This window comes from Arthrobacter endolithicus, from assembly GCF_026627425.1.
Taxonomy (GTDB): Bacteria; Actinomycetota; Actinomycetes; order Actinomycetales; family Micrococcaceae; genus Arthrobacter_M.
This window is the reverse complement of sequence record NZ_JAPNLH010000006.1, coordinates 46,643-72,115: the sequence shown is the minus strand read 5'-3', so window position 1 is coordinate 72,115 and position 25,473 is coordinate 46,643. Positions and strand designations below refer to the sequence as shown.

At 62.2% G+C, this 25,473-nt stretch carries 24 protein-coding genes and 2 tRNA genes; 6 read left to right on the top strand and 20 right to left on the bottom strand.

Translation table 11 applies throughout. The features are described 5' to 3' along the window. Positions 1-53: 53 nt before the first annotated feature. The 6 genes from OS914_RS07000 to rpsB all read right to left on the bottom strand — a co-directional run bounded on the left by OS914_RS07000 (position 54) and on the right by rpsB (position 5,550). Positions 54-644: a DivIVA domain-containing protein gene (locus OS914_RS07000; protein WP_267545336.1), complete on the bottom strand. Its 591-nt coding sequence runs from the start codon at positions 642-644 to the stop codon at positions 54-56. Between the two features lie 114 nt (positions 645-758). Then, entirely contained in the window at positions 759-1,589 is an 831-nt protein-coding gene (locus tag OS914_RS06995) for a phosphatidate cytidylyltransferase (RefSeq protein WP_267545466.1), read from the bottom strand. Between the two features lie 395 nt (positions 1,590-1,984). Next, entirely contained in the window at positions 1,985-2,542 is a 558-nt protein-coding gene (gene frr / locus OS914_RS06990) for a ribosome recycling factor (RefSeq protein WP_267545335.1), read from the bottom strand. A 122-nt stretch (positions 2,543-2,664) separates the two neighbouring features. Next, a complete protein-coding gene (gene pyrH, locus OS914_RS06985) occupies positions 2,665-3,450 on the bottom strand; it encodes a UMP kinase (protein ID WP_267545334.1) in 786 nt (261 codons plus the stop codon). A 173-nt stretch (positions 3,451-3,623) separates the two neighbouring features. Continuing rightward, positions 3,624-4,460: a translation elongation factor Ts gene (gene tsf, locus OS914_RS06980; protein ID WP_267545333.1), complete on the bottom strand. Its 837-nt coding sequence runs from the start codon at positions 4,458-4,460 to the stop codon at positions 3,624-3,626. A gap of 151 nt (positions 4,461-4,611) precedes the next feature. Continuing rightward, positions 4,612-5,550: a 30S ribosomal protein S2 gene (gene rpsB / locus OS914_RS06975; RefSeq protein ID WP_267545332.1), complete on the bottom strand. Its 939-nt coding sequence runs from the start codon at positions 5,548-5,550 to the stop codon at positions 4,612-4,614. 373 nt (positions 5,551-5,923) lie between these two features. On the opposite strand from rpsB, the gene OS914_RS06970 reads away from it, so the two are divergent. After that, complete coding sequence (locus tag OS914_RS06970; protein ID WP_267545331.1) at positions 5,924-6,475, top strand: M23 family metallopeptidase; 552 nt, start codon at positions 5,924-5,926, stop codon at positions 6,473-6,475. Here the strand turns inward: OS914_RS06970 and OS914_RS06965 are convergent. Next, a complete protein-coding gene (locus OS914_RS06965; RefSeq protein WP_267545330.1) occupies positions 6,472-7,659 on the bottom strand; it encodes an acyl-CoA dehydrogenase family protein in 1,188 nt (395 codons plus the stop codon). The two genes, OS914_RS06970 and OS914_RS06965, sit on opposite strands and share 4 nt — an antisense overlap. 273 nt (positions 7,660-7,932) lie before the next feature. On the opposite strand from OS914_RS06965, the gene OS914_RS06960 reads away from it, so the two are divergent. Further along, positions 7,933-8,307, top strand: a complete 375-nt coding sequence (locus OS914_RS06960) for a DUF4282 domain-containing protein (RefSeq protein WP_267545329.1) — start codon at positions 7,933-7,935, stop codon at positions 8,305-8,307. 82 nt (positions 8,308-8,389) lie between these two features. On the opposite strand, the gene OS914_RS06955 is transcribed toward OS914_RS06960, so the two are convergent. From OS914_RS06955 to OS914_RS06930, 6 genes are all read right to left on the bottom strand, one after another. Beyond that, positions 8,390-8,463, bottom strand: a tRNA-Ile gene (locus OS914_RS06955). An 83-nt stretch (positions 8,464-8,546) separates the two neighbouring features. Beyond that, positions 8,547-9,722, bottom strand: a complete 1,176-nt coding sequence (locus OS914_RS06950) for a glycosyltransferase (protein ID WP_267545465.1) — start codon at positions 9,720-9,722, stop codon at positions 8,547-8,549. Between the two features lie 240 nt (positions 9,723-9,962). Further along, positions 9,963-10,886, bottom strand: coding sequence for a DMT family transporter (locus tag OS914_RS06945; protein ID WP_267545328.1), 924 nt, complete (start codon positions 10,884-10,886; stop codon positions 9,963-9,965). Beyond that, positions 10,883-11,521, bottom strand: a complete 639-nt coding sequence (locus OS914_RS06940; RefSeq protein WP_267545327.1) for a CDP-alcohol phosphatidyltransferase family protein — start codon at positions 11,519-11,521, stop codon at positions 10,883-10,885. Before OS914_RS06940 ends, OS914_RS06945 begins: the two co-directional genes overlap by 4 nt. Before the next feature lie 33 nt (positions 11,522-11,554). Then, the gene (locus OS914_RS06935; protein WP_267545326.1) at positions 11,555-12,406 is read right to left on the bottom strand and encodes a phage holin family protein; all 852 of its coding nucleotides are present in this window, start codon (positions 12,404-12,406) and stop codon (positions 11,555-11,557) included. Positions 12,407-12,559: 153 nt separating this feature from the next. Further along, positions 12,560-13,978, bottom strand: coding sequence for a sugar porter family MFS transporter (locus tag OS914_RS06930; protein WP_267545325.1), 1,419 nt, complete (start codon positions 13,976-13,978; stop codon positions 12,560-12,562). Between the two features lie 145 nt (positions 13,979-14,123). Here OS914_RS06930 and OS914_RS06925 point away from each other — a divergent pair, with 145 nt between their 5' ends. The 3 genes from OS914_RS06925 (at position 14,124) to OS914_RS06915 (ending at position 16,086) form a co-directional block, all read left to right on the top strand. Then, positions 14,124-15,344 carry a multidrug effflux MFS transporter gene (locus OS914_RS06925; protein ID WP_267545324.1) on the top strand — a complete coding sequence of 407 codons (1,221 nt, stop codon included), beginning with the start codon at positions 14,124-14,126 and terminating at the stop codon, positions 15,342-15,344. Positions 15,345-15,461: 117 nt separating this feature from the next. Beyond that, positions 15,462-15,635, top strand: coding sequence for a hypothetical protein (locus OS914_RS06920; RefSeq protein ID WP_267545323.1), 174 nt, complete (start codon positions 15,462-15,464; stop codon positions 15,633-15,635). A gap of 43 nt (positions 15,636-15,678) precedes the next feature. Continuing rightward, complete coding sequence (locus OS914_RS06915; RefSeq protein ID WP_267545322.1) at positions 15,679-16,086, top strand: hypothetical protein; 408 nt, start codon at positions 15,679-15,681, stop codon at positions 16,084-16,086. A gap of 108 nt (positions 16,087-16,194) precedes the next feature. On the opposite strand, the gene OS914_RS06910 is transcribed toward OS914_RS06915, so the two are convergent. After that, positions 16,195-16,353, bottom strand: a complete 159-nt coding sequence (locus OS914_RS06910) for a hypothetical protein (protein ID WP_267545321.1) — start codon at positions 16,351-16,353, stop codon at positions 16,195-16,197. Positions 16,354-16,486: 133 nt separating this feature from the next. On the opposite strand from OS914_RS06910, the gene OS914_RS06905 reads away from it, so the two are divergent. Beyond that, positions 16,487-17,635 (top strand): cation:proton antiporter, encoded by a 1,149-nt coding sequence (locus tag OS914_RS06905; protein ID WP_267545320.1) that lies wholly within the window; start codon positions 16,487-16,489, stop codon positions 17,633-17,635. A 5-nt stretch (positions 17,636-17,640) separates the two neighbouring features. On the opposite strand, the gene OS914_RS06900 is transcribed toward OS914_RS06905, so the two are convergent. The 6 genes from OS914_RS06900 to dusB form a co-directional block, all read right to left on the bottom strand. Continuing rightward, a complete protein-coding gene (locus tag OS914_RS06900; RefSeq protein WP_267545319.1) occupies positions 17,641-19,617 on the bottom strand; it encodes an APC family permease in 1,977 nt (658 codons plus the stop codon). A 328-nt stretch (positions 19,618-19,945) separates the two neighbouring features. Further along, the gene (locus OS914_RS06895; RefSeq protein ID WP_267545318.1) at positions 19,946-20,440 is read right to left on the bottom strand and encodes a hypothetical protein; all 495 of its coding nucleotides are present in this window, start codon (positions 20,438-20,440) and stop codon (positions 19,946-19,948) included. 223 nt (positions 20,441-20,663) lie between these two features. Further along, positions 20,664-20,736, bottom strand: a tRNA-Asn gene (locus tag OS914_RS06890). A 74-nt stretch (positions 20,737-20,810) separates the two neighbouring features. Next, positions 20,811-22,835, bottom strand: coding sequence for a DNA primase (locus tag OS914_RS06885; RefSeq protein ID WP_267545317.1), 2,025 nt, complete (start codon positions 22,833-22,835; stop codon positions 20,811-20,813). Between the two features lie 77 nt (positions 22,836-22,912). Next, positions 22,913-24,193 (bottom strand): deoxyguanosinetriphosphate triphosphohydrolase, encoded by a 1,281-nt coding sequence (locus OS914_RS06880; protein ID WP_267545464.1) that lies wholly within the window; start codon positions 24,191-24,193, stop codon positions 22,913-22,915. A 25-nt stretch (positions 24,194-24,218) separates the two neighbouring features. Next, the gene (dusB, locus tag OS914_RS06875) at positions 24,219-25,400 is read right to left on the bottom strand and encodes a tRNA dihydrouridine synthase DusB (RefSeq protein ID WP_267545316.1); all 1,182 of its coding nucleotides are present in this window, start codon (positions 25,398-25,400) and stop codon (positions 24,219-24,221) included. Positions 25,401-25,473: the final 73 nt, after the last annotated feature.

Sequence of the window (25,473 nt, the reverse complement as noted above, 5' to 3'; positions counted from 1 at the left end):
ACGAGCAGAAGGGCAGGACCTGCACGGAGATCCGCGCTGGCCCTGCCCTTCTGCTAGTCGACGGAGGCCATCAGCTCAACCACGCGATCCAGGAAGGCATCCACCTGGCTCTCCTCATATCCGCTCACGCCCTTCGCCGGAGCGAACACCGCCCGCCGGACGAGGTCAACGCTCATCGACTTGTCCGCTTCAAAGTAGGCGAGCAAATCATGGCATAGCAGGTCCACCTCGGCTACGTTGTAGCTGCAGGCCTTCTTGCCCTTTGGCCGGCGGAACCGCTCGCCGTCGCCGCGGTGCAGGCGCGCCCGCAGCACCGAGGACATACGGCCGATCTGCAGCAGCCACGCTTCTTCGCCCTGGCTGCTGACCAGCTCGTCCCGCTCCCGCTGGGCAAAAACGTCCTCCAAACGATCCAGGGCGGCGTCAACAGCCAGCGCCTCGTAGCCACCCCTGACCGGATCGAACGACACGGACCGCACGTCTCGGCTGGTCAAGGCCTTTTGCTCTGCGTCCTGTGAGGTGTAATAGGCACGTGCCCGGCGCAGGAACACGTCAACCTGCTTGGTGCTATAGCCGAGCTCGCTGCGACCCACACGAACAAAAGAAGTGCTTGTCCGCTGCTGATTGTCCACGGTCACAGTCATTCCTTTTGTCAGTCGTTCGATTCAGTCACCGGTGAAGTCCGTGTCCGCGGCGCGGCAGGCTCCACACTAATCTCTGCGGATATTCTACCGGGGAATCTTACCGGCCCGGCAATTTTATCGGCCCAGCAAAGTGAAGACGAGGAACGCCGCCGGAGCCGCGAAAAGGATCGAATCCAGCCGGTCCATGACGCCGCCATGTCCGGGAAGAATACTGCTCATATCCTTCACCCCCAGTTCGCGTTTGATCATGGATTCGGCGAAATCACCTGCAGTTGCGGCGGCCACCATGGCTAAGGCCAGAACCAACCCTACCCACCACGGCGCGTTGAGAAGGAAGACGGTCGCCGGGACGGCCAGCACAATGGCACCGCCGGCCGAACCGGCAAAGCCCTCCCAGGATTTCTTCGGACTGATTTTCGGTGCCATCGGGTGCTTACCGAACAACGCCCCCACCAGATAACCGAAGGTATCGTTCGCCACCACCAGCATGAGCATGATCGCCACCTGCAGCGCACCGGTCCGCGGCTGCGACAGGTCCCAGGTGATGCCCGTCGTCGGCCCGTCCGCGCCGCGCAGCAGCAGAAAGACGAAACTGATGAAAAACGGAATCCAGGTCAGCGCAAAAACGCCGGCAAAAACACTCTGGATGGCGCCCTCCGCAGGGTCCAGACAGCGCCAGATGAGCACCGCCGTTGCGCTGGCTACCAGGGCAAACAACAGCCCTTCCGCGCCGGAGAAATAGGCCGACGCGGGCATGGCAACGGTGCCAATCATTACCGGCGCAACGGGTACGGCGATACCGCGCTGCAGCAGGGCGCGGCTAAATTCCCAGACACCAAAGCCGGCAAAGACTGTCACGATGACGACGAAAGCCACCGGGTAAATCAGCAGCCCTCCCAGCACGACGACGAGCATGGTCAGACCGACGGCGACGGCTGCCGGCAGGTCCCGGCCCGCGGACGGCCTCCGCTTCGCAGCCTTCTCCGTCTCGGGCCCGAGCGGTAACGCGCCGGCAGCCGGGACGGCCGGTTCAAATCCATGGGTTCCGACGGCAGCATTACTGGCAAGGGCATCGTTAACCCGGGCCTCCGGCAGCTGCCCGCGAAGCGGAACGGCGGACGCCTCGGGTGGCAGCGGCACAATCGGTGACGCAGCCGTGGGAACCTTCGGCACGCCGTCAGCTGAACGGCCGGCGGATTTACCCGCCGGTCTGCTGTCCCGGAAGCGCTCGGCGTTTCGCAAGGAACGCCGGGAGGGAAAGCTAGATTCCGGGCCGGCAGCTCCTGGTCCTGAAGATCCGGCCGAGCCGGAGCCGGGTCCCGGAGGCGGTAAATCGCTCATTAGACCTCGAGGAGCTCCGCTTCTTTTCGCTTAAGCAGGTCGTCGATATTGTCCGTGTGGGCTTTGGTCAGGGCGTCCAATTCCTTTTCGGCACGGGAACCCTCGTCTTCGCCTGCATCGCCATCCTTGACGATCCTATCCAGGCCTTCCTTGGCCTTCCGGCGGATATTGCGGATCGACACTTTGGCGTCCTCGCCCTTGCTGCGGACAATCTTCACGTACTCGCGGCGGCGCTCCTGGGTCAGCTCCGGCATCACAATGCGGATCACATTGCCGTCGTTAGACGGGTTGGCGCCTACGTCGGAGTTGCTTAGCGCGCGCTCGATGGCGCTCAGCGATGTCTTATCAAAGGGAGTGATCAGCAGCGTGCGGGCCTCAGGCACGGCAAAGGACGCCAGCTGCTGCAACGGCGTCGGCGACCCGTAATACTCCACGAGGACCTTCGAGAACAGGCCTGGATTTGCCCGCCCCGTGCGGATCGAAGCGAAATCCTCCTTCGCCACCTCAACAGCCTTGTCCATCTTTTCTTCGGCCTCCAGCAAGGTTTCGTCGATCACAGTCTCTCCCTCGAAAAAATTGATGCTTTAGCGCGGGCGTTAGCCTTTCCGGTTCCCCGGAACCGCGCTTCGCCCGCCGATGTCCTGACTTCATCCTAGCGTGGAGCCAGCAAGGACCTCGTTCAGGGTGTGACCAGCGTACCCAGCTCTTCGCCCAGGATGGCCCGGGCAACGTTGCCTTCGCCCTCCATACCGAAAACAAGCATGGTGACGTTGTTGTCCTTGCACAGGCTCAGCGCCGTCTGATCCATCACCCGCAAATCCCGCTGGATGGCCTCGTCGTAAGTCAGCCTGTCCAGTTTGTGCGCCAATGGATCCTTTTTCGGATCGGCTGTATAGACGCCGTCAACACCGTTCTTAGCCATCAGCACCAAGTCGGCATGCACCTCCAGCGCACGCTGGGCGGCCACCGTGTCCGTGGAAAAGTACGGCAGTCCCGCACCCGCGCCGAAAATTACTACCCGCCCCTTCTCCAGGTGGCGGATGGCGCGGCGGGGAATGTAAGCCTCGGCTACCTGTCCCATGCTGATGGCGCTCTGCACCCGCGTTTCCACCCCGGCCTGCTCCAGGAAGTCCTGCAGTGCCAGGCAATTCATCACCGTGCCGAGCATCCCCATATAGTCCGCACGCGACCGGTCCATACCGCTTTGCGCCAGTTCAGCACCGCGGAAGAAATTGCCGCCGCCAACAACTATGGCCACTTCTACGGTGCCGTTGGTGCTGGCAATCTGTTCGGCGATACCGCGAACAGTGTCCGGGTCAACGCCCAGCTTGCCGCCCCCGAAGACTTCACCGGAGAGCTTCAGGAGCACGCGGCGGCGCGGCTCAGCGTGCCCGCCCAGCGGCTCCCGGCGGGTAGCAGGCACGGGTGTCGAACCGGCAGTGGAAACTAGATTATCGATGCTCATATCGCCTTCCATTTGGCGCTGGCGCCTTTGACATTATGCCTTGATGTCTTGCGTCCCGAAGTCCGGTCTGATCCGATGGGCTTCTAAGATTTTAGCTTCCTCATGCCAAGGGGGCGGCCACCGCAGTGACCGCCCCCTTGGCATTACCAGCTCCGCATTACCAGCTCCGTGGGCTACGCACCGACACGGAAGCGGGCGAACGCAGTAGCTTTGACTGAAGCCTCGGTGAGAACCTGGGCGACGCTTTTCTTCGCATCCTTCGCAAACGACTGGTCAACCAGAACGCTCTCCTTGAAGAAGCCCGTCAGGCGTCCCTCAACAATCTTGCTCATGGCGGCCTCGGGCTTGCCCTCGGCGCGTGCGGTTTCGTCCGCAATGCGACGCTCGCTCTCGACCAGGTCTGCCGGAACCTCGTCGCGGGTCAGGTAGGTGGGCGAGTATGCAGCGATGTGCACGGCGATGTCGTGGGCGGCTTCCGCGGCGGCATCCCCTTCGCCGTCGACTGCGAACAGCACGCCAACCTGGGCCGGAAGGTCCTTGGAGGTCTTGTGCAGGTATGCATCGACGGTCTTGCCTTCGATGCGGGCAATGCGGCGGACGGCAACCTTCTCGCCCAGCAGTGCTCCGGCCTCGATCACGAGTTCGGACAGCGGCTTGCCATCCACGGTGTGCGCCAGCAGGCCATCGACGTCAGACGCGCCGGAATCAAACGCTGCAGCAAGGACCTTCTTGGAGAACTCAATGAAAGGTCCGGCCTTGGCGACAAAGTCGGTTTCGCAATTGACTTCCACCATGACGCCAACGCCGCCGTTGACAGCAGCGGCAACGAGGCCCTCTGCGGTGGAGCGTCCTTCGCGCTTGGTGGCGCCCTTCAGGCCTTTAATACGAATGAGCTCCATGGCCTTTTCCGCATCACCGTTGGCCTCGTCGAGAGCCTTCTTGACGTCCATCATGCCAGCGCCCGTGCGCTCGCGCAGAGCCTTGATATCAGCAGCGGTGTAATTCGCCATAGTGAACTCCTCTTTCTAATCTTTTCTTGTGCCAATTGCTGAGGGCCCGCTAATCGGGCCAATTGCTGAGGGCCCGCTAATCGGGCAAAGCTGCGCGGAGCGCAGATGGCGCTGCCGGAATACCGAAAGGTATCCCGGCAGCACCAGGGAGTTACTTGCCCTCGGTCGTCTCTTCGGAGACGGTCGGAGCAGCTTCCGTTGCCGGAGCTTCAACGGCAGCAGCCTCGGTGGCCGGAGCCTCGACGGGCGCCTGCTCGGCTGGGGTCTCGGCGGCAGCGGCTGCATCTTCAGCGGGAGCGGCCTTTGCTTCGCCTTCCGTAGCCTCGGCACCAACCAGCAGCTCGCGCTCCCACTCGGCCATCGGCTCCACGGGTGCCTCGGTATTGCCCGACGCCTTGTTGTTCCGGGCCATCAGGCCTTCAGCGATGGCATCAGCAACCACGCGGGTCAGCAGATTTACGGAGCGGATCGCGTCGTCGTTACCCGGAATCGGGAAGTCGACCTCGTCAGGATCGCAGTTGGTGTCCAGGATGGCGACAACCGGGATGTTCAGCTTCTTGGCCTCGTCAATGGCGAGGTGTTCTTTCTTCGTGTCAACAATCCAGACGACGGACGGAGCCTTCGTCAGGTTGCGGATACCGCCCAGGTTGGTCTGCAGCTTGGTCAGCTCGCGGCGCAGCAGCAGCAGTTCCTTCTTGGTGTGGCCCGAGGACGCAACGTCGTCGAAGTCAATCTCTTCGAGTTCCTTCATCCGCTGGATGCGCTTGGCGACGGTCTGGAAGTTGGTGAGCATACCGCCCAACCAGCGCTGGTTCACGTACGGCTGGCCAACGCGGGTGGCCTGGTCGGCAATGGCCTCCTGCGCCTGCTTCTTGGTCCCCACGAAAAGGACGGTTCCGCCGTGAGTGACGGTGGCCTTCACAAATTCGTAGGCACGGTCGATGTAGGACAGCGACTGCTGCAGATCAATGATGTAGATGCCGTTGCGCTCCGTGAAGATGAAACGCTTCATCTTCGGGTTCCAACGGCGGGTCTGGTGTCCAAAGTGGACGCCGCTGTCAAGCAGCTGGCGCATGGTTACGACGGGCATGCCGGCGCTCCTTCTATGATTTAACGGTTGTTAGCCTCGTACCCCCGCAGACATTTCTGCTGGGGCTTGCTCCTGGCGCCCAGAGCGTCCCTACCCGGGAATCAGTTACTGACCCTCGGACCGAAAGAGACGCCGTCCGCTTGTTTCCATAGCGGTTCGGGCACGCGTAGTCAGCCTGCACAGCAGACTGCTTCTTTCATCCTACTACAGCGATGCCTGACCCTTCGCAGTCCTGACCTGTCCTGTACCGCCTGCAGCCCGGTCGTCTGTGGCATGCGCCCTTTGATCCTCCACAGGTGCGGCGAAGGTTCATTGATGCACAAACCAGCGAGCGGGGCTGCCACTGTGCGCGGGCAGGCGGGAAGCTGAGTGCATGAATGCACGACGGCGGTCTGCCGGACTTCGAGGCCTGGCGTTGGGAGCAGCGCTGCTGCAGCTGGCGCTCCCCCTCGCCGGGATCGTCCCTGCGGCCCACGCAGGCAACGCTGCGCTTTCTGCACCGTCGAAGGCCGGTTGGCGCTGGCCGGTCGATCCCCGCCCTTGGCTCATCCGGAAATTTGATCCCCCTGCCCGGCCGTGGCTGGCCGGACATCGAGGTATCGATCTAGCGGCGACTTCGGGGACCCCGATCCTGGCGCCAGCAAGTGGAACAGTGGTCTTCTCCGGCTGGGTGGTCGACCGCCCCGTCCTCACCGTTGAACACGCACCTGGACTTCGCAGCAGCTTCGAACCTGTGGACAGCCCGCTGACGGCAGGAACCTCCGTAATTATCGGTCAGCCTGTCGGCGTCCTGGCAGTCAGCGGCCACTGCTCGCCGGCGGGCTGCCTGCACTGGGGCGTGCGGCAGGGCGAACACTACCTGGACCCGCTGCAGTTTATCCTCGACCGGCGGCCCTCAGTCCTGCTGCCGCTCCATCCGCCCTAAACGATTGCGGAAACACCTGTAATGGCCCTACCTGTCACGAGGGTGTTGATTTCGTGCGTGCCCTCGTAGGAATAGATCGCCTCGGCATCGGCGAAAATCTTTGCCATCCCGTAGTCCGTGACAATGCCGTTCCCGCCCAGGATGCTGCGGCCTAAGGCAACGCTCTCTCGCATACGTGCCGTGGTGAAGGCCTTGGCCAGCGTTGACTGCTCGTCCTTGGCCACGCCCGCGTCCTCCAGCTGCGCGAGCCGGATCATCATACCCATCGAGCTGACCGCATTACCCAGAATCTGGACCAGCTGATCCTGGACCAGCTGGAAGGACGCCAACGGTCGCCCGAACTGCTGGCGCTCAACCGCATACCTGCGCGCAACGTCGAAGGCAGCGAGTTGCTGACCCACAGCCTGCCACGCTACGCCCAGCCTGGTCACCTTCAGCACCTTGTTCGTGTCCCGGAAGCTGTTCGACCCGGCCAATTTGAAGTCATCCGAAACCACCACATTGGTCAGCGTGATATCGGCATTCTGGACCGTCCGCAAGGAAATCTTGTTCTCAATCTTGGTCGCTGCATAACCGTCGGACTTCGTATCCACCAGAAAGCCCTTGACCTGGTTGTCCGCTACGTCGCGGGCAAAAATTACCACCCAGTCCGAAAAGGTCGCGTTCCCGATCCACCGCTTGGCGCCGTTGAGGATCCAGCTGTCGCCGTCGCGCTGGGCAGTGGTCCTGGTCCCGCCGGCAACGTCCGATCCACCCAACGGTTCGGTCAGTCCGAAGGCCCCGATTTTCTTCAGCGCGTAGATGTCCGGCAGCCAAGCGGCCTTCTGCTCCTCGGACGCGAGTTCCTCGATGGAACCGGTGAACAGCCCGTCGTGGACCCCCATAAATGTGGCAATGGAGGCATCAGCGCGAGTGAATTCCGCGTGCACCATACCGGCAAAGACATTTGAATACCCCTGCCGGCGGACGGGACTTACCATGTCCAGTTCGGCCAGCTTCGGAATAATGTCCATCGGGAATTCGGCCCGGTTCCAGCAGTCCACGGCAATCGGACGGACTTCCTTGGTCAGAAAATCCCGGACCTCCTGCAGGCGCTCACGCTCCGCGCCCGTGAGGAGATCCTCGAATGAATAGAAATCGCCATCGGCGTAGGGGAGATTATTGAGGTCAATGGCCTTGGGCATCGGCGTTCCTTCGCTCGTGATCAATGGTGATCTGAGGTTACTTCGCGGATCAGCGGTTTGGAGCTTGTTACTCATCAGTAACATACCGTACATGGCCCGCGACAGCAAAGTCTTCCCCTGCCAGCTCCAACAAATGACTTCACTTCCCCTGCGAAGGCGGCCGCCGAGTATGCTCTGGAGAGTACTGCCCAGATGGCAGTACTTATTTACTGCCGGGGCTGTCCATTCAGCGACCCGGCCGGCCTCACCGCACGTGTCAATAGGGGGAAATTTATGAAAAGTCTTTTTGACCTGAGTTTCAACAGGTACATTGCGCCGACTGTGGCGAAAATCGTTTACATCCTTGCAATGGTGATTATCGCGCTGGGATATTTGATCTTCGTCATCTCGTCCTTCAGAGCTAACGCATTTTTGGGTGTAGTCGTCTTACTCATCCTCGGGCCCTTGGTGGGACTACTTTACCTAGTCTTCATCCGGATCGGCTTGGAATCTTTGCTGGCCAGCATCAAGACCGCCCAAAACACCGCGGAACTGGTGCGACTGGCCGGCGGATCGCTGCCACCGGAGGGCAGCGCCACCTCCTCGGCCTATGGTCAGGGTCCCTCTCAGCCATATGCCGGTTACCCGGCCTCCCCACCCGCACCCTAGGTGCGTAGGTAGGCAAACAAATCACAAGTAAATTGCGCAAGGCCCGGTCCCCAAGGGGATCGGGCCTTGCGTGTGTTCGTAGTAGGGCTACTCGGACTTGAACCGAGGACCTAAGGATTATGAGTCCCGCGCTCTAACCAGCTGAGCTATAGCCCCAAGTCCGTCGGATGAATGACTGACAAGGCCATCCTAATAGTCGTCGGTCACGATCCGCACATTGGCCGCGCCGATCTCCACTTTCAGGGCGAATCAGCATAATCGTCGTACGTGCCCCCGCGATACAGGTCCTCGAAGGTATCCAGCGTTTGGGCGATGCTGTGCTTTTCGACCATCTCGTGGCTGGCCTCCCCCATGGCGGCCCGTTCCTGTGCCGGGAGCTGCAGAATAGTCGTGATCTTGCGGGCCAGGTCGGCACTGTCTCCGGGTGTGAACAGGTATCCGTTGACTCCCTGGTCCACCAGATGCGGAAGCGCCATGGCATCGGCCAACACCACGGGGGTGGAAGCGCTCATGGCTTCCAGCGTGACCAGCGACTGCAGTTCGGCGGTTCCCGGCATGCAGAAGAGATCCGCCTGGATATAGGCCTTGCGCAGGTCTTCGTCCCTGGCCAGCCCGAAAAACTTCACCCGGTCCTTCAGACCCAGACGTTCGGCCTGCATCCGGAGGGCAGCCTTCACCTCGCCGCCGCCTACAATTTCCAAATGGACGTTGAGCCCAGCCGGCGTCTTGGCCACCGCGTCGATCAGGACATCGACATGCTTTTCTTCCGCCAACCGACCGGCAAAGAGAACGGTAGGGTACCGATGGCGCTCAACCACTTCGCCAGGTTGAAGCTCATAAGCGGCGGAGTCTATGCCGTTGGACAGCGGCAGCACCCGGTACAGGAAGGCGTGCTCCACCATGGCCTTGGCCGCCAAGGGAGTGGGTGTGGTGACAACATCTGCGCGGCCCATCACCTTGCCCATGTCCCGCCAGGAAACACGGGCGATAATGTTTTTGAGCCACTGCGGGAATGGCAGGAAGGGATTCAGGTTCGCTGGCATGAAGTGGTTAGTGGCCACAATCCGGATACCGCGGCGCTGGGCTTCATAGACGACCTGCTCACCGATCATGTAATGACTCTGGACATGCACAACGTCAGGCTTGATCCGGTCAAAGAGCAGCGCGATGTCCTTTTTGATTTCCCAGGGAAGGCAGACCCGAAAATATTCGTGAGTCGGCACCGAATGCGCCCGCAACCGGTGTACTTGCCCTTCTTCACGGACTTCGGTAAAACTTTTGCCCTTGTCGGCGCGGCAGGCGAGCACATGGACGTCGTGTCCGCGGCCGGTCAGTCCCTTGGCCAGTCGATAGCAGAACATCGCCGCACCATTGATCTGAGGAGCATAGGTGTCTGCGGCAATCAAGATTGTCAGCGGCTTCGTCTGTGCCCGACCCCCCGCGCTGGCACGCGCCCTGGGTTGGCTCGTAGGCTCAGTGCTGACCTGCGGCTTCGGCTGCGGTTCGGTGCGTTGTGCGGATGTCACTGAAATTACTCCTGGTGGCTTCTCACTGGACCGGCTCCTACCGAACCGGCGCACGCCGGGCTTTTCGGCGCCGTCGTACTTCCGCTCTGCTGTCCTGCATCTGCGGTACTGCTGCTGCAACCTTCTCGGCTACCGCTTCACGGCTTTCCGCGGACCCTTCCTGCGGTCTTTTCGGGGTTCGTCCCGTTTTTTGACCACATCCGGATGGTGCCGGGACAGCGCGATGACTCCCACGATAGCAAGCAAAGCGGCTCCAGCCATGCCAATCGCGACCACGGCGGGAACATCCGGACGCAATTCACCGAGGATGCTGATGCCGATCGCAATGCCCACCATGGGATCAATCACGGTCAGCCCGGCGATCACCAGATCCGGGGGGCCACTGGCATAGGCATTCTGCACGAACCAGGATCCAAGGCCGCCGGCTGTGGCGATCGCCAGGATGGAGTACCACTGCAAATTCAGCAGAAACAGCCCGTTCGGGTCGAAAAGCTGCTTGGAGATTATTCGGGTCAGCACCGCCACGAAACCGAAGAGGACGCCGGCGCCGAGGATGTAAAAAAAGGCCTTCAGCCGGTGTTTGAACAGCGCCATACACGAGCCGAGAATGCCGACGACGACGGCAAGCAGCAGCACGACCGTCAGTTCCTCCACAGCGGTGACGTGCGTGTTTTCCCGCACCACGTTCACGGCGAGGAGGACGAACAGGGCGCTGCCGGTCACACATAAAGAAATTGATACGACCGTGCCCCGGTTGAGTCTGATGCCTTGATCCTTGGCATTGACCACGGTGGTGATCACCAGTGCGATGGCACCGATCGGCTGGATCACCGTCAGCGTACCCAACGTCAGGGCCACAACATTCAACGCCATGCCAGCACCCAATAGCGACAGGCCCAGCACCCAGCGGGGATTGCGCAGCAGCCGGAGAAAACCGTTTCCCCCCAAGGCCAACCCGCCGGTGTTAGCCTGAACGGCGCTGCCCTGGCGTTGGGCCCCGAAGGCCAGAAAAAAAGCTCCCGCCACTGCACAGGCGACGGCAAGCAACATCATGTTGGTCTACCTTCTGCCGCCGGGCCCTTCGGCCTCGGTTCCCGGCGGTGCTTTTCCACGATGGCCCGATAATAGCTCACGGCCGCAATCAGATGCCCGGCAAGGCCAATGACCAAAATAATCCAGGCGACAACCTGAAGCGCATTAGGCTCCGATCCCACCGCCTTGGCGAGCAGGAGCAACGGAGTTCCCAGAAGCAGCGCGGCCATCCGCACCTTGCCCAGGATGCTGACGGGCAGGTCGGGGTGCCAACGGAAGAAGACTATGCACAGCGCCAGCAAAATCGCATCCGGAATAACCAGCGCGGCGAGCAACCACCACGGCGCAATACCGGCAATCACCAATGTCACCGCCACCGCAGTCAGCGCCAGCCGGTCCGCGATCGGGTCCAGGACCCGTCCCAGTCTGGACATCTGGTCGAAACGGCGCGCGACGTAGCCATCCACCCAGTCCGTGCCTGCCATGATAGCCAAGACCAGGACCCCATAGCCGTATTGCTCCCTGGCCAGAACGAGCCACATGAACAGGGGCACGCCAAGAAAACGAAGCACAGTGAGTACATTGGGGACGGTGAAGACCACCTCGTGGTCCGTCAGGGCCGCACCCCGTCGGGTACCCGCGCCGATCAGTCTCACACCGCCCCTCTCTGCGCCTCGTGGTCGAGCCTGCTATTTGCGGATCAGCCTTCGCAGGAGGACAACCAGTACGGCCGTCGAAACAACAAAGACACTGGCTGGGATCCAACGTTCCTTGGCCGTTTCAACCGCAGCTGTGCCCGACAGCTCAGCCATCTTGTGCCGGGTGTCAGCGGCGGCGTCGTCGGCCGTAATTTTGGCGTTTTGCCAAAGAATGCGCGCGTCCCTTCGGATATCCGCGCGGGCAATGATCGTGGCCCGCAGTGCGAGCAAATGCTCCCGCCGCGCTGCGGTCCGCGCGCTGAGATCGTGCTCACTGGGGGCAGGACCGTTCTGGACTGCTTTGGCTTCCTTCTCGGCCTTGGCGCGCTTGGCCTTCGCCGCCTTCTCCGCCTTTTTGGCCTTCGTCTCCGCCTTGCTCATCGGCTCGGCAACCAGCGTTGATGCATCGAAGGTGCCGCCCTCCTTGGCAATGCCGACGTCATAGCGCAACCCCGTCAAAGCCTGCTCCGGTTTAAGCGGTAGAGCCTTCTTGAGCTTAAGGAACCCGATCAAACCAGCAATCAGCAGCAGCACTAAGAAGAACGCCGCAACCAGGAGAGCAGCCAGCCACGCCGGCATGACCGAGGCGAGCCCCATAATGCCAGCCACGATCAAGGCAACCACCAGGAGGGCCAGGAAGACCAGCGCGACCGCGAATATTGCCGACGCAATGCCCAGAGCCACACCCTTGCGTTTAAGCTCGGCCTTAGCCAGCGCCAATTCATCATTGAGCTGCTTGGGGACCAGCCGGGACACCAGCTTAAGCGCGCCCATCAGGGTGGACCCGGTGCCCGCGGAACGCGCTTCCAGGGGACCGGTCTTGGCGTGTCGAGCACTACTCATCGGAACCGCCTCCATCGTTGGAACCTGCAGACGTGCTGGCCGCACGTGCACTATGCACCGATCGCTCCGGCGCCTTACTTCTCAAAATTACCATCGAGCCAACGGGTGCCGGTGCCATGGTGCTCCGGCACCGATGCAAAGCGCCCCAATAACTCATGCCTTGAGCAGCTTGCCCTTGTCTTCAAGCTCCCGGCCGCTGACGTCAGGCATTTTCGTTTTCACGAACCAGAAGGACAAGGCGGCAAAGAGCGCAAATCCCCCGTAGACGTAGCCAAGTCCCACGGCCGCGCTGAGTATCGGGAACAACAACGTCACAATGAAATTGAAGATCCAGTTGACCATAGCCGTCAGTCCGAGGGCCATGCTGCGGATGCGGTTGGGGAATATCTCGCCCAGCACCACCCACATCACCGGTCCCCATGTGGCTGCGAAGAAAATGACGAAGACGTTGGCACCCACCAGTGCCACAGCACCCCACGGTGCCGGCAGCGAGATATTGGCGCCGCTGCCGGATGCCTGCGAGAAGGAAATAGCCGCCGCCAGCAGACCAAGGAACATTCCCACCGAACCGACCAGCAAAAGCTTGGTGCGCCCCACCTTGTCCACAAAGAATATTGCCACGAACGTCAAGGCGACATTGATGATCGAGGTAATGACCGACGTCGTAAAGGAGTCTTTTTCGCTAAAGCCCACCGACTGCCAAAGAGTGTTCGAGTAGTAGAAAATGGCGTTAATGCCCACCAGTTGCTGAAGCGCCGCCACCGCCATACCTATCCAAAGAATGGGCTGCAGGCCCAGCATCGGGCCACGCAGTTCGCGGAAACTTGACTTATCTTCGCGCTCGAAACTGTCCTGTATTTCCTTGATCCGCGCATCCGGGTTACGGCTGCCGACGACGTTGGTGATGACCTTTCGCGCTTCGTCGACCCGCCCCACTCGCAGTAGATATTGCGGGGACTCCGGGATTCCCAGCGATAGCCCACCATAGACAGCGGCCGGAATCACGCCCACCAGCAGCATCCAGCGCCATGCAGGCAGGCCGAGCCAGAACTGGTCCATAGCGCTCCCGGCGGAGTCGGCCAGGAACGCATCCGAGAGCAATGCCAGAAAGATTCCGGAGGTGATGGCCAGCTGCTGCAGCGATCCCAACGCGCCGCGCATCCTGGCGGGCGCGACCTCGGCAATGTAGGCCGGAGCAATCACCGAGGCCGTCCCGATTGCCAAGCCGCCGATAAACCGCCAGATCATCAAATCCCAAGCGGCGAAGGAGAAGCCTGCGCCTAACGAGCTGGCAACGAAGAGAATGGCGGCCAACACCATGACTTTTTTTCGGCCCCAAAGATCGGCCAACTGGCCAGCGAACCAGGCACCGGCCGCGCAGCCAAGCAGCGTCACGGCGACAACAAATCCCAAGACCGCAGGATCCAGGGCGAACTCCTGGCGGATCGCCTCGTTGGCACCGTTGATAACGGCCGTGTCGAACCCAAAGAGGAGCCCCCCCAGTGCCGCTGCAATGGTGACCCCGATAACCTTGCCCCGTTTGGGTGCGGCCGCCCCTTGTTCGGATTCCATCACTTTCTCCTCCACTGACTCAGGCCCTACGATGAGGACGCAGCCGATCTGCTTTTCGGATTGCCGGCAGGTGACCACTGAACTACCAGCATAGTGACTGGCCAACCGCACGCTACGGCTTCCTAAACATCTGAGGATTCTTTTTTTGAGCTCGAATACCCATCCCGGCGACGAATTGTCGCATCGGCAGAAATTTGTCTACATCCTGGTCCTCGGGCTGCTCACGGCCCTAGGCCCCTTCACTGTGGATCTTTATCTGCCGGCGTTCCCCATCCTGGAAAAGGAACTCAATGCCAGCGCCACGGCAATTGCGCTGACTCTCACCGCGACCACCATAGGTTTTGCCGTTGGCCAGCTGGTGGTGGGACCGTTCAGCGACAAATTCGGCCGCCGGATGCCGCTGATCCTGGCCACTGCCGTCCATGTACTGGCATCGACGGGGGCTGCGCTGTCCACTGATATCACCATGCTGGGGGTGTTCCGCGTGCTGCAGGGAATCGGCGCAGCCGGCGGTGGCGTCGTTGCGATGGCGATGGTCCGTGATCTATTCAGCGGCTACCCGCTTGTCAGGATGCTCTCACGTCTGGCCCTGGTAAACGGGATGGCGCCCATTCTGGCGCCGGTCATCGGCTCCCAACTGCTAGGCATAGTGGCGTGGCCCGGGATCTTTTGGTTCCTGGCCTCCTATGGACTCATCGTGCTGCTGGCGGCGTCCTTCCTGATCGTCGAGACTCTACCGATAGAACAACGACGACGCTCCGGATCAACCATGCGCCAGCGCTACCGGATCCTCTTCTCGGACAGGATCTTTGTCGGCACGCTGCTGGTTGGCGGTCTGAATTTCGGCGGTCTATTCACCTACCTGTCTGCTTCCCCGTTCCTCTTTCAGAAAATCTACGAATTTTCACCGCAACAGTACGGTTTGCTCTTCGGAATAAATTCGCTCGGAATCGTGGCCGGCGTGCAGACCTCCGCCCGGCTGCTGCGTCGGCTTGGTCCACAATGGGTGATTGCCGCGGCCAGTGCCATGCAGCTGCTGATGGCTGTGTTGATCGTGGTCTTTGATCAGTTCCATCTTGGCCTGTGGTGCGTGATGGTGCCGCTGTGGTTCTACATCATGGCCACCGGTTTTGTCTTCCCGTGCATCCAGGTTCTCGGACTTTCCAACCATGGACATCAGGCAGGAACAGCGGCGTCTCTGCTCGGCGCGGCAACATTCGGCGTGGCCGGCCTCATCTCCCCTGTTGTGGGACTGCTCGGCGTTGGCAGCGCTACCCCGATGGGTGCCGTTATGGCCGGCTGTATAGCCCTGCTCATTATTTCCCTTTGGCTCGTTGTCAGGCCACGAACCGTGCCTGCCCTGTAGTGCCGGGTCCGCCACCCGGGTCCGGCGCCCGCTTCCCGCGGCGGGTACCCCGCCCGCCGCCGTCGTCCTTTCCACATGGACCCGGTCGTCGGCATTCACGGTTGGTAAGATTTTCCCATGTCCAACTCCCGCCCGAACCGCAATGGCCGCGGCCTTTTCGCCGGCATCCTCCTCGGTGGCATTCTTGGTTTGCTACTGGGCGGCTACTTCGGCAACAGGTTATGGCCCGCCATTATCGGCGCCGCAGTCCTCGGAGCAGCCATGTACCGCGTCAATCCCGGCGGCAAGTAGCCGCCCTCTGTTCCCGGGACGCCCGCAGGGATAAAATCGGTACATGCCTAAAAGGCAGTATCCTGAGCCGATTCCAGCCACGTGGCAAAGGCAGGACAATTCTCTCTTGAGCCTGTGGTGGGATCGCTTGTGTGCGGAATCCGGCCACGAATCTGCCACCCTTTTTGCGGGCGGGTTATTTGCCGAGGATCGACGCCGGCCAATAGCCCAGTGGTTCAATCCAGCCCTCGGTGCGGCAATGCTGGTGGCTCCGGAGACATCACCGGAATGGCCGGTACAACGTTTTGGCATCTTTTATGCCCCGCCCGGAGCCGGCTTTGAACGCGTGCGTTCATCCGCACACGAATGGCACCCCCGCCTGCCACGGCAATCCCCAACCGAGGATGAAGCGTTTGCGGCCGCGGTGGCCGAAGCTGAACGCTTCCTGCAGGTTGAGATGAGCTTCGTCTAGAAATCATCGCCGCAGTTCCAGCTGTTTCCGCAGAGGGAACCAACAACCGTGAACGGGGCTACGGAGCTCAAAAGGTCGGCCGCTGCAAAGCGGCCGACCTTTCGGGAATTACTTACTCAATGCCTTGCGCCGGACCCAACCGATGACTCCAGTGGCCACGAACAAGATGATTCCGACGACGGCCAACCAAACCAGTCCCTTGACCACAAAACCCAGGATCGCGAGGACCAGCCAAACGACAAGAAGTACAGCTATTAATCCAACCATTATACAAACGTACTATGCGAGTCCAAATATGCATAGCAGCGCGGGCAGGGCCCGATGCTGCCGGTCATCGGTGCTGTTCGCCAACACCCGCAGGGACAGTTCGGTGACCTGAGCCTGCGGTTAGTGTGAGCACATGAGCTTCGCAACCCTTACGCTCGTTGTGCTCGCCGGCTTACTGGGTCCGATCGTCGCTGGCCGGCGTTCGTGGAATATTCCCGTTGTGGTTGGTGAGTTGTTGGCCGGCGTTGTCATCGGCGCGTCGGGATTAGGACTTGTGGATCCCTCCGAGCCAACGTTCCGCTTGCTCGCGAACATCGGATTCGGCCTCACCATGTTCATCGTCGGGGCGCACGTACCACTACATAACCCGGCAGTCGCCGTAGCACTCAAGCATGGCATCCAAGGCGCTGTCCTTGTCGGTGCCGTTGCCGTGGGGGCGGGCGCGGCGTTGTCCGCCGTATTCGGCACAGGGCATGCCACGTTGTATGCGGTTCTGATCGCATCCTCGTCGGCGGCTCTGATCTTGCCGATTACGAGTTCCCTGCACCTGCGTGGGAACGCAGTTCTGCGGCTGACCGTTCAGGTGGCCGTTGCCGATCTGGTGTGCATCGTAGCCCTGCCGTCGGCGATTGACCCTGCCCATGCCGGGCCCGCGGCTCTTGGCACACTCGGAATCGCTGCAGCCGCCGCAGTCCTTTTCGCCGTTTTGCATGTATTGGATCGTCGGAAGGCTTTGCGGCGTTTTCACCGTTGGTCCGAGAGCCGTCGGTTTGCCCTCGAGCTTCGCGTGAGCCTGCTTCTGCTGCTCACGTTGGCGGCGCTCGCACAGGTCTCCCATGTCTCGATCATGCTGGCCGGATTCGCGCTCGGCTCGGTGGTCGGATCGATCGGTGAACCGCGGCGGCTTGCCCGGCAGCTTTTCGGCATCACGGAAGGATTCTTCGGCCCGTTGTTCTTCATCTGGCTCGGTTCCTCGATCGATTTGCACGGACTCGCCATGCACCCCGGCATGATTATCCTCGGGCTGTGCCTTGGCGGTGCGGCAGTCGTTGCGCATCTGGCCGCGCGCGCAGTCGGGTTGCCATGGCTGCTGGGCATCGTATCCGCCGGCCAGCTCGGCGTTCCGATCGCGGCAGCGACCCTGGGCGTGCAATCGGGTCTGCTCTCTGCAGGCGAGGATGCCGGAATCCTGCTTGGCGCTCTGGTGACTGTGGCCACCACGGCGGCGGCCGCGAGTATCTACGCGCGGCGGGCAAAATCCAGCAGCGGACGAATCAGGTAGGGAGGTCATTCAACATGGACCCAGGGCCGCCGGGTCACGTCGGGTTCGGCCTCGCGCAGCACTTCCCTGGTGACGGGAGCAATTTCGCCCTGTCCGAAGAAAAGGAAGCGCAACAGATTTTTAATCGGGTTACCCTCGGTCCAGCGGAAGTAGATGTGCGGCATCAGCCCAGTGACGTCACGGATGCGAAGCAGTACCGAGGCGATGGTGTTTGGCACTACCGGTCCGTGAACCTGAAGAACGCGGAACCCATGCCGAGTAATACCGTGCACTTCAAGGTCCGTCTCAAAGTCCGAGGAGTCATCCACCACGACCTCGAGAAAGATCACCTGTCCCTGAACATTCAGGTGACTGCTCTCCATCGCGGTAGTCAGTTTGTGCCGGTAGGCTGCGGCACTGAGCTTTTTCGGTTCGTGCGCGATGATCTGGATCGGTCCGGTCTCGTCCGTCGCGACAAATTCCATGGCCTGCTCATCGAAACGGATGGAGGTTGCGTGCAGTTCAAAAGAACGGCGCACCCGGGAGAGCATCGAAATCACGACGATGCCGAGAATAAAGATGGCGGCGATCCGGATGCCTTCGGGTCGTTCGATGATATTAGTGATCGTTGTGTAGCTGAAGACGACCGCAATCACCCCGAATCCCAGCGCCAGCCGGCGCTGCCTTCGGCGCCGGGCTGAAAGCGTCACCGCGACGGCGGCGGAGGTCATCAGGACCAGCACCCCCGTGGCATACGCGCCGCCCTGGGCATCGACATTGGCGTTGAAGAGGAAAGTGATGACGAACCCGATCAAAGTAAAGACCAGCACCAGCGGCCGCGTGGCACCGGCCCACTGCGGGGCCATCCCGTACCGGGGCAAATAGCGGGGCACCAGGTTCAGCAGACCGGCCATCGCCGAGGCCCCGGCGAACCACAGGATCGCGATGGTGCTCAGATCATAGATGGTGCCGAACCCCACCCCCATGTACTGGTGGGCCAAAAAGGCCAGAGCGCGTCCGTCGGCCTGGCCACCGGGTTGGAATTCCTGTTCCGGGATCAGCACCACCGTCGTGAAGCTGGTGGTGATCAGGAAAGCACTCATGATGAGCGCGGCTGTTGTCAGCAGCCGCTTCGTGCCACGGATGCGCCCTGTCGGCTTTTCTTCGGTATCGGCGGCATCTCCGCGGATCTGGGGCATCACGGCCACGCCGGTTTCGAAACCGGAAAGGCCAAGGGCAAGCTTGGGAAACACGAGCACGGCGATCCCGACAACCATCAGCGGATTGCCGTGGGACGTGGACAGAGCCGTCCACCAGTTTCCGACCGCTACCGGGTGGGTCAGGGCCTGCACGAGCATCGCCACCACAAGCACGGCGTTCAGCCCCAGGTAAATCCCCACCAGCACCACAGCGACGCCAATGGCTTCCTTGAAACCGCGCAGGAACACCGCGCCCAGCAACGCCAGCAGGAAAACAGTGACGAGAACGTTCTGGCCATGCAGCCAGCCGGGCATCAACGGGTTCTGGATCAGGTGGGCGGTCGCGTCGGCAGCCGAGAGGGTCATGGTGATCATGAAGTCGGTCGCCGCGAAGCCGAGCAGCGCCAGAACAAAGAACTTGCCGCCCCACTTGGGAAGAAGCCGCTCCAACATGGCGATGGAACCCGAGCCATGGGGGCTTTCCGTGGCCACCCGATGATAGACAGGCAGTGCGCCGAACAAGGTGACGCCGATGAGCACCAGCGTAGCCAGCGGCGAGATCACACCGGCGGCCAATGCGGCGATGGCCGGCTGGTAGCCGAGGGTGGAGAAATAATCCACCCCCGTGAGGCACATGACCTGCCACCATGCGTGCTTCTTCTCATCAGCGGCAGGCACCGCATGAGGACCTTGATGCAGCCCCTTCGTCTGGGGCAGACCATGTAAGAGCCATGCCTTCATGGCCGCGCCCGGCCGGACCCTCGGCTCACCCGGATCCGCCGGCGGCCTGCTCAACGTCGTCACTGTATCTCTTTTCCGCGCTATACCCTGCACCGCGATCACAGCAGACACTAGCACCGCCAGCACAGCTGCAGTGCGGTCTTGACGATACCTTTACGCCGCGACGCCGGGACGGCTCACGGCATCGCGCATTGTCCCGCGCTGTTACAGCGGCCTCCGCCCCGGCTTTGCTGCGGATATCTCGGTGTAGAGAACAAAATGCCGTCCCGGGATGCTGGGGCCTTGCCGGTCAATACAGGTAGGCCGATAGTGACATCCGTACGGGTCTTCGACCGTGACTGCAGACAGATCTGCCAGTCCTAAGAGCAGCGCCGTCAGATCGGGCAGCGATTCAAGGTTGCTGTCCTGCCCAGGCAGGCTTACTGTCCAAACTCGGTCTGCCGGCCGATAGCCGGCGGTCAGTTCCAGGATTTCGAAGACCGGACAAAAACGCCGGGTCAGCGACGGCGAGTTCACGGTTGAGCGGATAAAGCTGCGGCGCCGCTTCCTGGACTTCGCGCCACGCGGTGCGCAGCCAAAGCATGTCCGCCTTCCCCAGGCTACGTCCCAGCGCGACATGGCGGCTTTTATCAAGAATGAGCGGGTAGTGGTTGGCACCGCGGTCGATGATGGATTCGGTTTGACCGGCGTATTCAAAGTCCCCGCACAGGGCGGCCGAGGAGGGGTAGTAAGTGAACGTGCCGCCGTCGTCGACGGTGATGAAATCGGTGTCGTTCGTGACGGCCGCCTCCTGCCCGGGCCCCCCTTGCACAGGGCTGCCCGGGGTGACCAGCGACGTGGTCCGTCGGGTGGACCGGGCCGGAAGGACACGCTGCAGTTTCCACATGACGGTTCCAATCCACAACGGGTGACCGGGAGGAAGGTGATTATCCGGCTCAATCGATTTTACGGCTGGCCGGCCCTGCGGGGCCGTGGCTTTAACGGATCCTTAACGGTCAGAACCGGGTTTTTACGCTTTCCAAACGGGGACCTGCCCACCGCCAGCGTCGCAACACCAAGAAGAAAAGAGGCCCCGACCGGCGTTTCCGCTGGCCAGAGCCTCCCTATCGCTCCCCCGGCTGGACTTGAACCAGCAACCCTTCGATTAACAGTCGAATGCTCTGCCAATTGAGCTACAGGGGATCGCGCAGAATCAACAATAACAAAGGTTTTCACTGGCGCGAAATCGCCAGGCGGGAGCCTTCCCTTCCCTGCGCTCAGCGGTCTCCACGCAGGCTCCGGCGGCGGATCTCGAGTTCCATTAGTTCCCTCTGCAGCTGCTGCGAAGCGGCAGGATCTGCGCTGGGATCCATGCGCTGCAGAGCGCCCATTTTCTCGGCCTTGAGCCGCGTTATCTGCATTTCAAAGAGCCTGCGCATGATGTCCAGACAATAATTGCGCAGGGTATCGTCGTTGGTGGCCGGGAGCGGCGTTACGGCCAGCTCGGCAACGACCGGCCGTAGAGGTTCCGGAAGCTCCTGCCGGACCTGCTCCAGCCACTGTGCCGGCGTTGTTCCAGCGTCCCCCACCGCACGGATGGCCTGGTGGACGGCCCGATAAGCAGGGACGGCGAATTCGGCCTCGGAGAATTGTGCCCAATCGTCGGTGCTGAGCAGCCCCGGCTGCTGCAAAGCCACTTCCAGCGCCTCACGCTCCATCCGGACGGCAGGATCCTTGGGATCGGGACGCTCGTGCCGCGGCGCGGCGGACTGGACGGCCGCTTGCTGCGTACCGGCGTGCGTGCCGGGCCGCTGGGTACCGGGCCTTTGGACGCCTCTCGGATCAGCGGGTCCGGAATCGAGGGTGCCTGTCGCCGGTGATCCCGGACGGCCTGAGCGGGCGGGGGCGGGACCGCGCCTGAGCGCCGTGTTGACAGCCCGCAACACCTCGTTGGGATCGGCGATCCCGAGCCAGCCTGCTAGTTCCTGGCTGTAGCCCGTCCGGGTGGATCCGTCCCGAATGGCGGCGACCACCGGGGCGCAGGCGCGCAGACCCTGCACCCGGCCTTCAACAGTGCTTAGGTCGAATTTCGCCAGCTCGGAACGGATCGCGAATTCAAAGAGCGGGCGCCGGGAGCGGATCAGTGAGTGCACGGCGTCGTCGCCCTTGCGCTGCCGGAGTTCGCAGGGGTCCGCGCCGGAAGGTTCGACGGCGACGTACGTCTGGGCGACGAAGCGCTGGTCCTCGTCGAAGGCCTTCAGCGCCGCCTTCTGGCCTGCCGCGTCGCCGTCGAACGTGAAGACGACTTCACCCCCGCTGCCGTCGTCGGACAACAGCCGACGGGCCACCTTGATGTGGTCGGCTCCGAAGGCCGTTCCACAAGTGGCGACGGCGGTGTCCACGCCGGCCAAGTGGCACGCCATGACATCCGTGTAGCCCTCAACGACGACGAGCTGGCGTTTTTTGGCGATGTTCCGTTTGGCAAGGTCGATGCCGTACAGCACCTGGGACTTCTTGTAGAGGGCCGTTTCCGGAGTATTCAGGTACTTCGGTCCCTGGTCGTCCTCGAAGAGCTTGCGCGCGCCGAAGCCGATGGTGTCCCCGGAGATATCCCGGATCGGCCAGATGAGCCTGCCCCGGAAGCGGTCATAGAACCGCTCCTGCCCCGCTCCGCCTGACCTGCCGCCGGCGCCCGATCGGTTCGTCCCGGCCCCACCGGCTGCCCCGCCGGAGAACATTCCGGTGAGCCTGAGTTCCTCTTCCGTGAAGGCGCGGCCACGGAGGTGCCTAAGCAGTGAATCCCAGCCTTGCGGCGCGAACCCGACCCCGAAATGGTCCGCTGCGGAGCGTTCAAAGCCGCGTTCGGCCAGGAATCTGCGGCCGGTGGCCGCTGCCGGGGTGAGCAGCTGTTCGCGGAAGAATTCGCCGGCTATTTTATGCGCGTCGAGCAGCCGCTGGCGCCGCCCGATTTCCTCTCGCCGCGGTCCGGAGCCGCCGTCTTCGTAATGGAGTTCGAAGCCGATTCGGGCCGCCAGCTTTTCCACAGTTTCACTGAAGCTGCTGTGGTCCATCTTCTGCACGAAGGCGATCACGTCGCCGCTTTCCTGGCAGCCGAAGCAGTGAAAATAGCCCATCTGCGGACGGACGTGGAAGGAGGGGCTGCGCTCGTCGTGGAAGGGGCACAGTCCCTTGAACGAACCGATTCCGGCAGTCTTGAGCGTGACGTATCCGTCAACGACCTCTTTGATATCCGTGCGCGACCGGACCTCGTCAATGTCTTCGCGTTTGATCAGCCCGGCCATGGAACAAGCTTACGTGACCGCTCGGACACGGCCGGCTAGGCCACCACTGCTGCCGCAGTCACTGCCCCCCCGGCTGCCTACAGCAGCGTCCGGCGTGCGCCCACAAGGCGCTCATGCAGGGCTAAGGCTGATACGTCGGTAAGGGACGCCACCTGGTCCACGACGACGCGAAGCCTTGCGCCGTCGTCGGCGGCCTGCGCCCAGTCCGCGGCGAACATTGTCTCCAGATGCTGCGCACCTCCTGCGCTGAGCACGGCGACCAGCTCCTGGAGCACGTCCTGCTGGCGCTGATAGATGGGCTGGCGGTGGTCTGTGGTCATGACGAAGGTGGTGGCCAGGCCCTTCATGACGGCTATTTCCGTCACGGTCTCCTGCGGCACAATCACATCCGCCGCGTAGCGGGTCAGCGGCTGCGGACCGTAGAGCCCGCGGGTGGCCTCCAGCGCACTCTGGCAGAACCGGCCGATCAGCTGACTGGTCATGTTCTTCAACGCGGCCATCGAGGCCCTGCTGCCGTCCGCATGCCGAACCCAGACAGGGGTTGCCTCCAGCCGGCGCAGAGCGTGATCGATTTCCGCCGTGTCACTGTGTGGAAGGTACCACTGCTGTGTATAGCCGAGAACCCGGCTGCGCTGGTCCGAATTATCCAGCCATTTGAGCTGGAAATGCCCGGCCACTATGGCGTCTTCGACGTCGTGGACCGAATAGGAGATGTCATCCGCCAGGTCCATTACCTGTGCTTCGATGCAGGAATGTGCCTCCGGTGCACCTTCACGAAGCCAGCTGAAAACGGGCAGGTCATCCTGGTAGGCACCAAATTTACTGGTCCGCTGGCCGTGTATGATGGGCGCGTCCGGCGCAGCCCAGGGGTATTTGCAGGCGGCGTCGAGGCTGGCCCGGCTCAGGTTCAGCCCGGCCGGGCCGCCATAGACGTCGAGGACCTTCGGTTCGAGCCTGGTCAGCAGCCGCAGGGTCTGTGCGTTGCCTTCAAAACCGCCGATGGCGTGCGCGATGTCGTTCAGCGCGGATTCGCCATTATGGCCAAAGGGCGGGTGGCCCAGGTCATGGGACAGGCAGGCCGTGTCCACCACGTCCGGGTCGCAACCCAGCGCCCGCCCCAGATCCCGGCCGACCTGCGCCACTTCGAGGCTGTGGGTGAGCCGTGTGCGGACAAAATCGTCCGTATCCGGGGCCACGACCTGGGTCTTTGCCCCCAGCCGGCGCAGAGCCGAAGAGTGCAGCACCCGGGCCCTGTCCCGTTCAAACGGCGTTCGGTAGTTGCTCTTGGGGGCCTCCTGGACCCAGCGCTGCGCATCCTGCCCGGTGTAGGCCCCCGGGGCTGCGGCGTATCCGTGCAGGCCCTGCCCGTTCGGCGAGTCGGTCTCACCCACCGGACACGTCCAGTTCCGCGGCGCCGATGCCGGCCTGCTGCACCGGGCTCAGTCCGCGGTCGTTGAGCCAGCCCTCCGGCAGTGCCGTCCGTTTCGCAGTACCCGCCCGCCCGCGTGGACCCTCGGCGTCGGACCCCGGGTACGGTGCGTCCCGATCCAACTGGTCCAGCAGCGAACGCAGCACTTCCAGGGTGGGAACCGTGGAAAGCTTGGCCCGCAGGTCCCCGCCGACCACGTAGCCCTTGAAGTACCAGGCCATGTGCTTTCGGATATCCCGCAGCGCCTTGTCCTCATCCCCGAAGGTGTCGATCAACAGCTGAGCATGACGGTAAACGCTGTCCGAAACGTCCGCCAGCCCGGGTTTGAACCGCCGCTCGCTGCCTTCAAAAGCCGCCATCAGATCGCCGAACAGCCACGGCCGTCCCTGGCAGCCGCGACCGATCACGACGCCGTCGACGCCAGTCTCGCGGACCATCCGGATGGCGTCTTCGGCGCTCCAAATGTCGCCGTTGCCCAGAACTGGAATGTCCGGCAGCGCCTCGCGCAGCCGCGCTATGGCGGTCCAATCTGCCGTGCCGGAATAGAACTGCGACGCCGTTCGTCCGTGCAGGGCGACGGCGGCAACGCCACTGTCACGCGCGATCCGGCCGGCCTCAAGGTAGGTCAGGTGGTCATCGTCGATGCCCTTGCGCATTTTAATCGTCAGCGGAACGTTCCCCTTGGCTGCCTCACGGACGGCTGTCTGCACGATGCCGGTGAACAGGTCCGTCTTCCAAGGAAGCGCCGCGCCGCCGCCCTTGCGCGTGACCTTGGCCACCGGGCAGCCGAAGTTCAAATCAATGTGGTCCGCACGGTCTTCCTCCACCAGCATCCGGACGGCCTTGCCGACGGTGGCCGGGTCCACGCCGTACAGCTGGACCGACCGGACCTTTTCGTCGTCGTCGTGCTCAATGATCCGCAGGGATTCCGGCGTCCGCTCAACCAGTGCGCGGGAGGTGACCATTTCGGAGACGTACAGGCCACCCCCGTATTCGCGGCAGAGCCGGCGGAAGGCGGTGTTCGTAATGCCGGCCATTGGCGCGAGCACCACCGGAGTTGGCACGGTAATCGGTCCGAGCTGCAGCGGTGGCAACTCAAGCCTGGTGGCACTGGAGGGAAAATCGGTAACAGTCACACATCGATTCTCTCAAAGGTTCGCAAATCGTGCCCACAGGCACCCTTCGTCGAGTGGGTACTTCTGCCCCTTC

Bases quoted from the DNA above. Each gene is read 5' to 3' on its own strand.
- OS914_RS07000 (WP_267545336.1), bottom strand. From the start codon at position 644: ATGACTGTGACCGTGGACAATCAGCAGCGGACAAGCACTTCTTTTGTT.
- pyrH (WP_267545334.1), bottom strand. From the start codon at position 3,450: ATGAGCATCGATAATCTAGTTTCCACTGCCGGTTCGACACCCGTGCCT.
- tsf (WP_267545333.1), bottom strand. From the start codon at position 4,460: ATGGCGAATTACACCGCTGCTGATATCAAGGCTCTGCGCGAGCGCACG.
- rpsB (WP_267545332.1), bottom strand. From the start codon at position 5,550: ATGCCCGTCGTAACCATGCGCCAGCTGCTTGACAGCGGCGTCCACTTT.
- OS914_RS06970 (WP_267545331.1), top strand. From the start codon at position 5,924: ATGAATGCACGACGGCGGTCTGCCGGACTTCGAGGCCTGGCGTTGGGA.
- OS914_RS06965 (WP_267545330.1), bottom strand. From the start codon at position 7,659: ATGCCCAAGGCCATTGACCTCAATAATCTCCCCTACGCCGATGGCGAT.
- OS914_RS06960 (WP_267545329.1), top strand. From the start codon at position 7,933: ATGAAAAGTCTTTTTGACCTGAGTTTCAACAGGTACATTGCGCCGACT.
- OS914_RS06945 (WP_267545328.1), bottom strand. From the start codon at position 10,886: ATGATGTTGCTTGCCGTCGCCTGTGCAGTGGCGGGAGCTTTTTTTCTG.
- OS914_RS06935 (WP_267545326.1), bottom strand. From the start codon at position 12,406: ATGAGTAGTGCTCGACACGCCAAGACCGGTCCCCTGGAAGCGCGTTCC.
- OS914_RS06930 (WP_267545325.1), bottom strand. From the start codon at position 13,978: ATGGAATCCGAACAAGGGGCGGCCGCACCCAAACGGGGCAAGGTTATC.
- OS914_RS06920 (WP_267545323.1), top strand. From the start codon at position 15,462: ATGTCCAACTCCCGCCCGAACCGCAATGGCCGCGGCCTTTTCGCCGGC.
- OS914_RS06915 (WP_267545322.1), top strand. From the start codon at position 15,679: ATGCCTAAAAGGCAGTATCCTGAGCCGATTCCAGCCACGTGGCAAAGG.
- OS914_RS06910 (WP_267545321.1), bottom strand. From the start codon at position 16,353: ATGGTTGGATTAATAGCTGTACTTCTTGTCGTTTGGCTGGTCCTCGCG.
- OS914_RS06905 (WP_267545320.1), top strand. From the start codon at position 16,487: ATGAGCTTCGCAACCCTTACGCTCGTTGTGCTCGCCGGCTTACTGGGT.
- OS914_RS06895 (WP_267545318.1), bottom strand. From the start codon at position 20,440: ATGTGGAAACTGCAGCGTGTCCTTCCGGCCCGGTCCACCCGACGGACC.
- OS914_RS06885 (WP_267545317.1), bottom strand. From the start codon at position 22,835: ATGGCCGGGCTGATCAAACGCGAAGACATTGACGAGGTCCGGTCGCGC.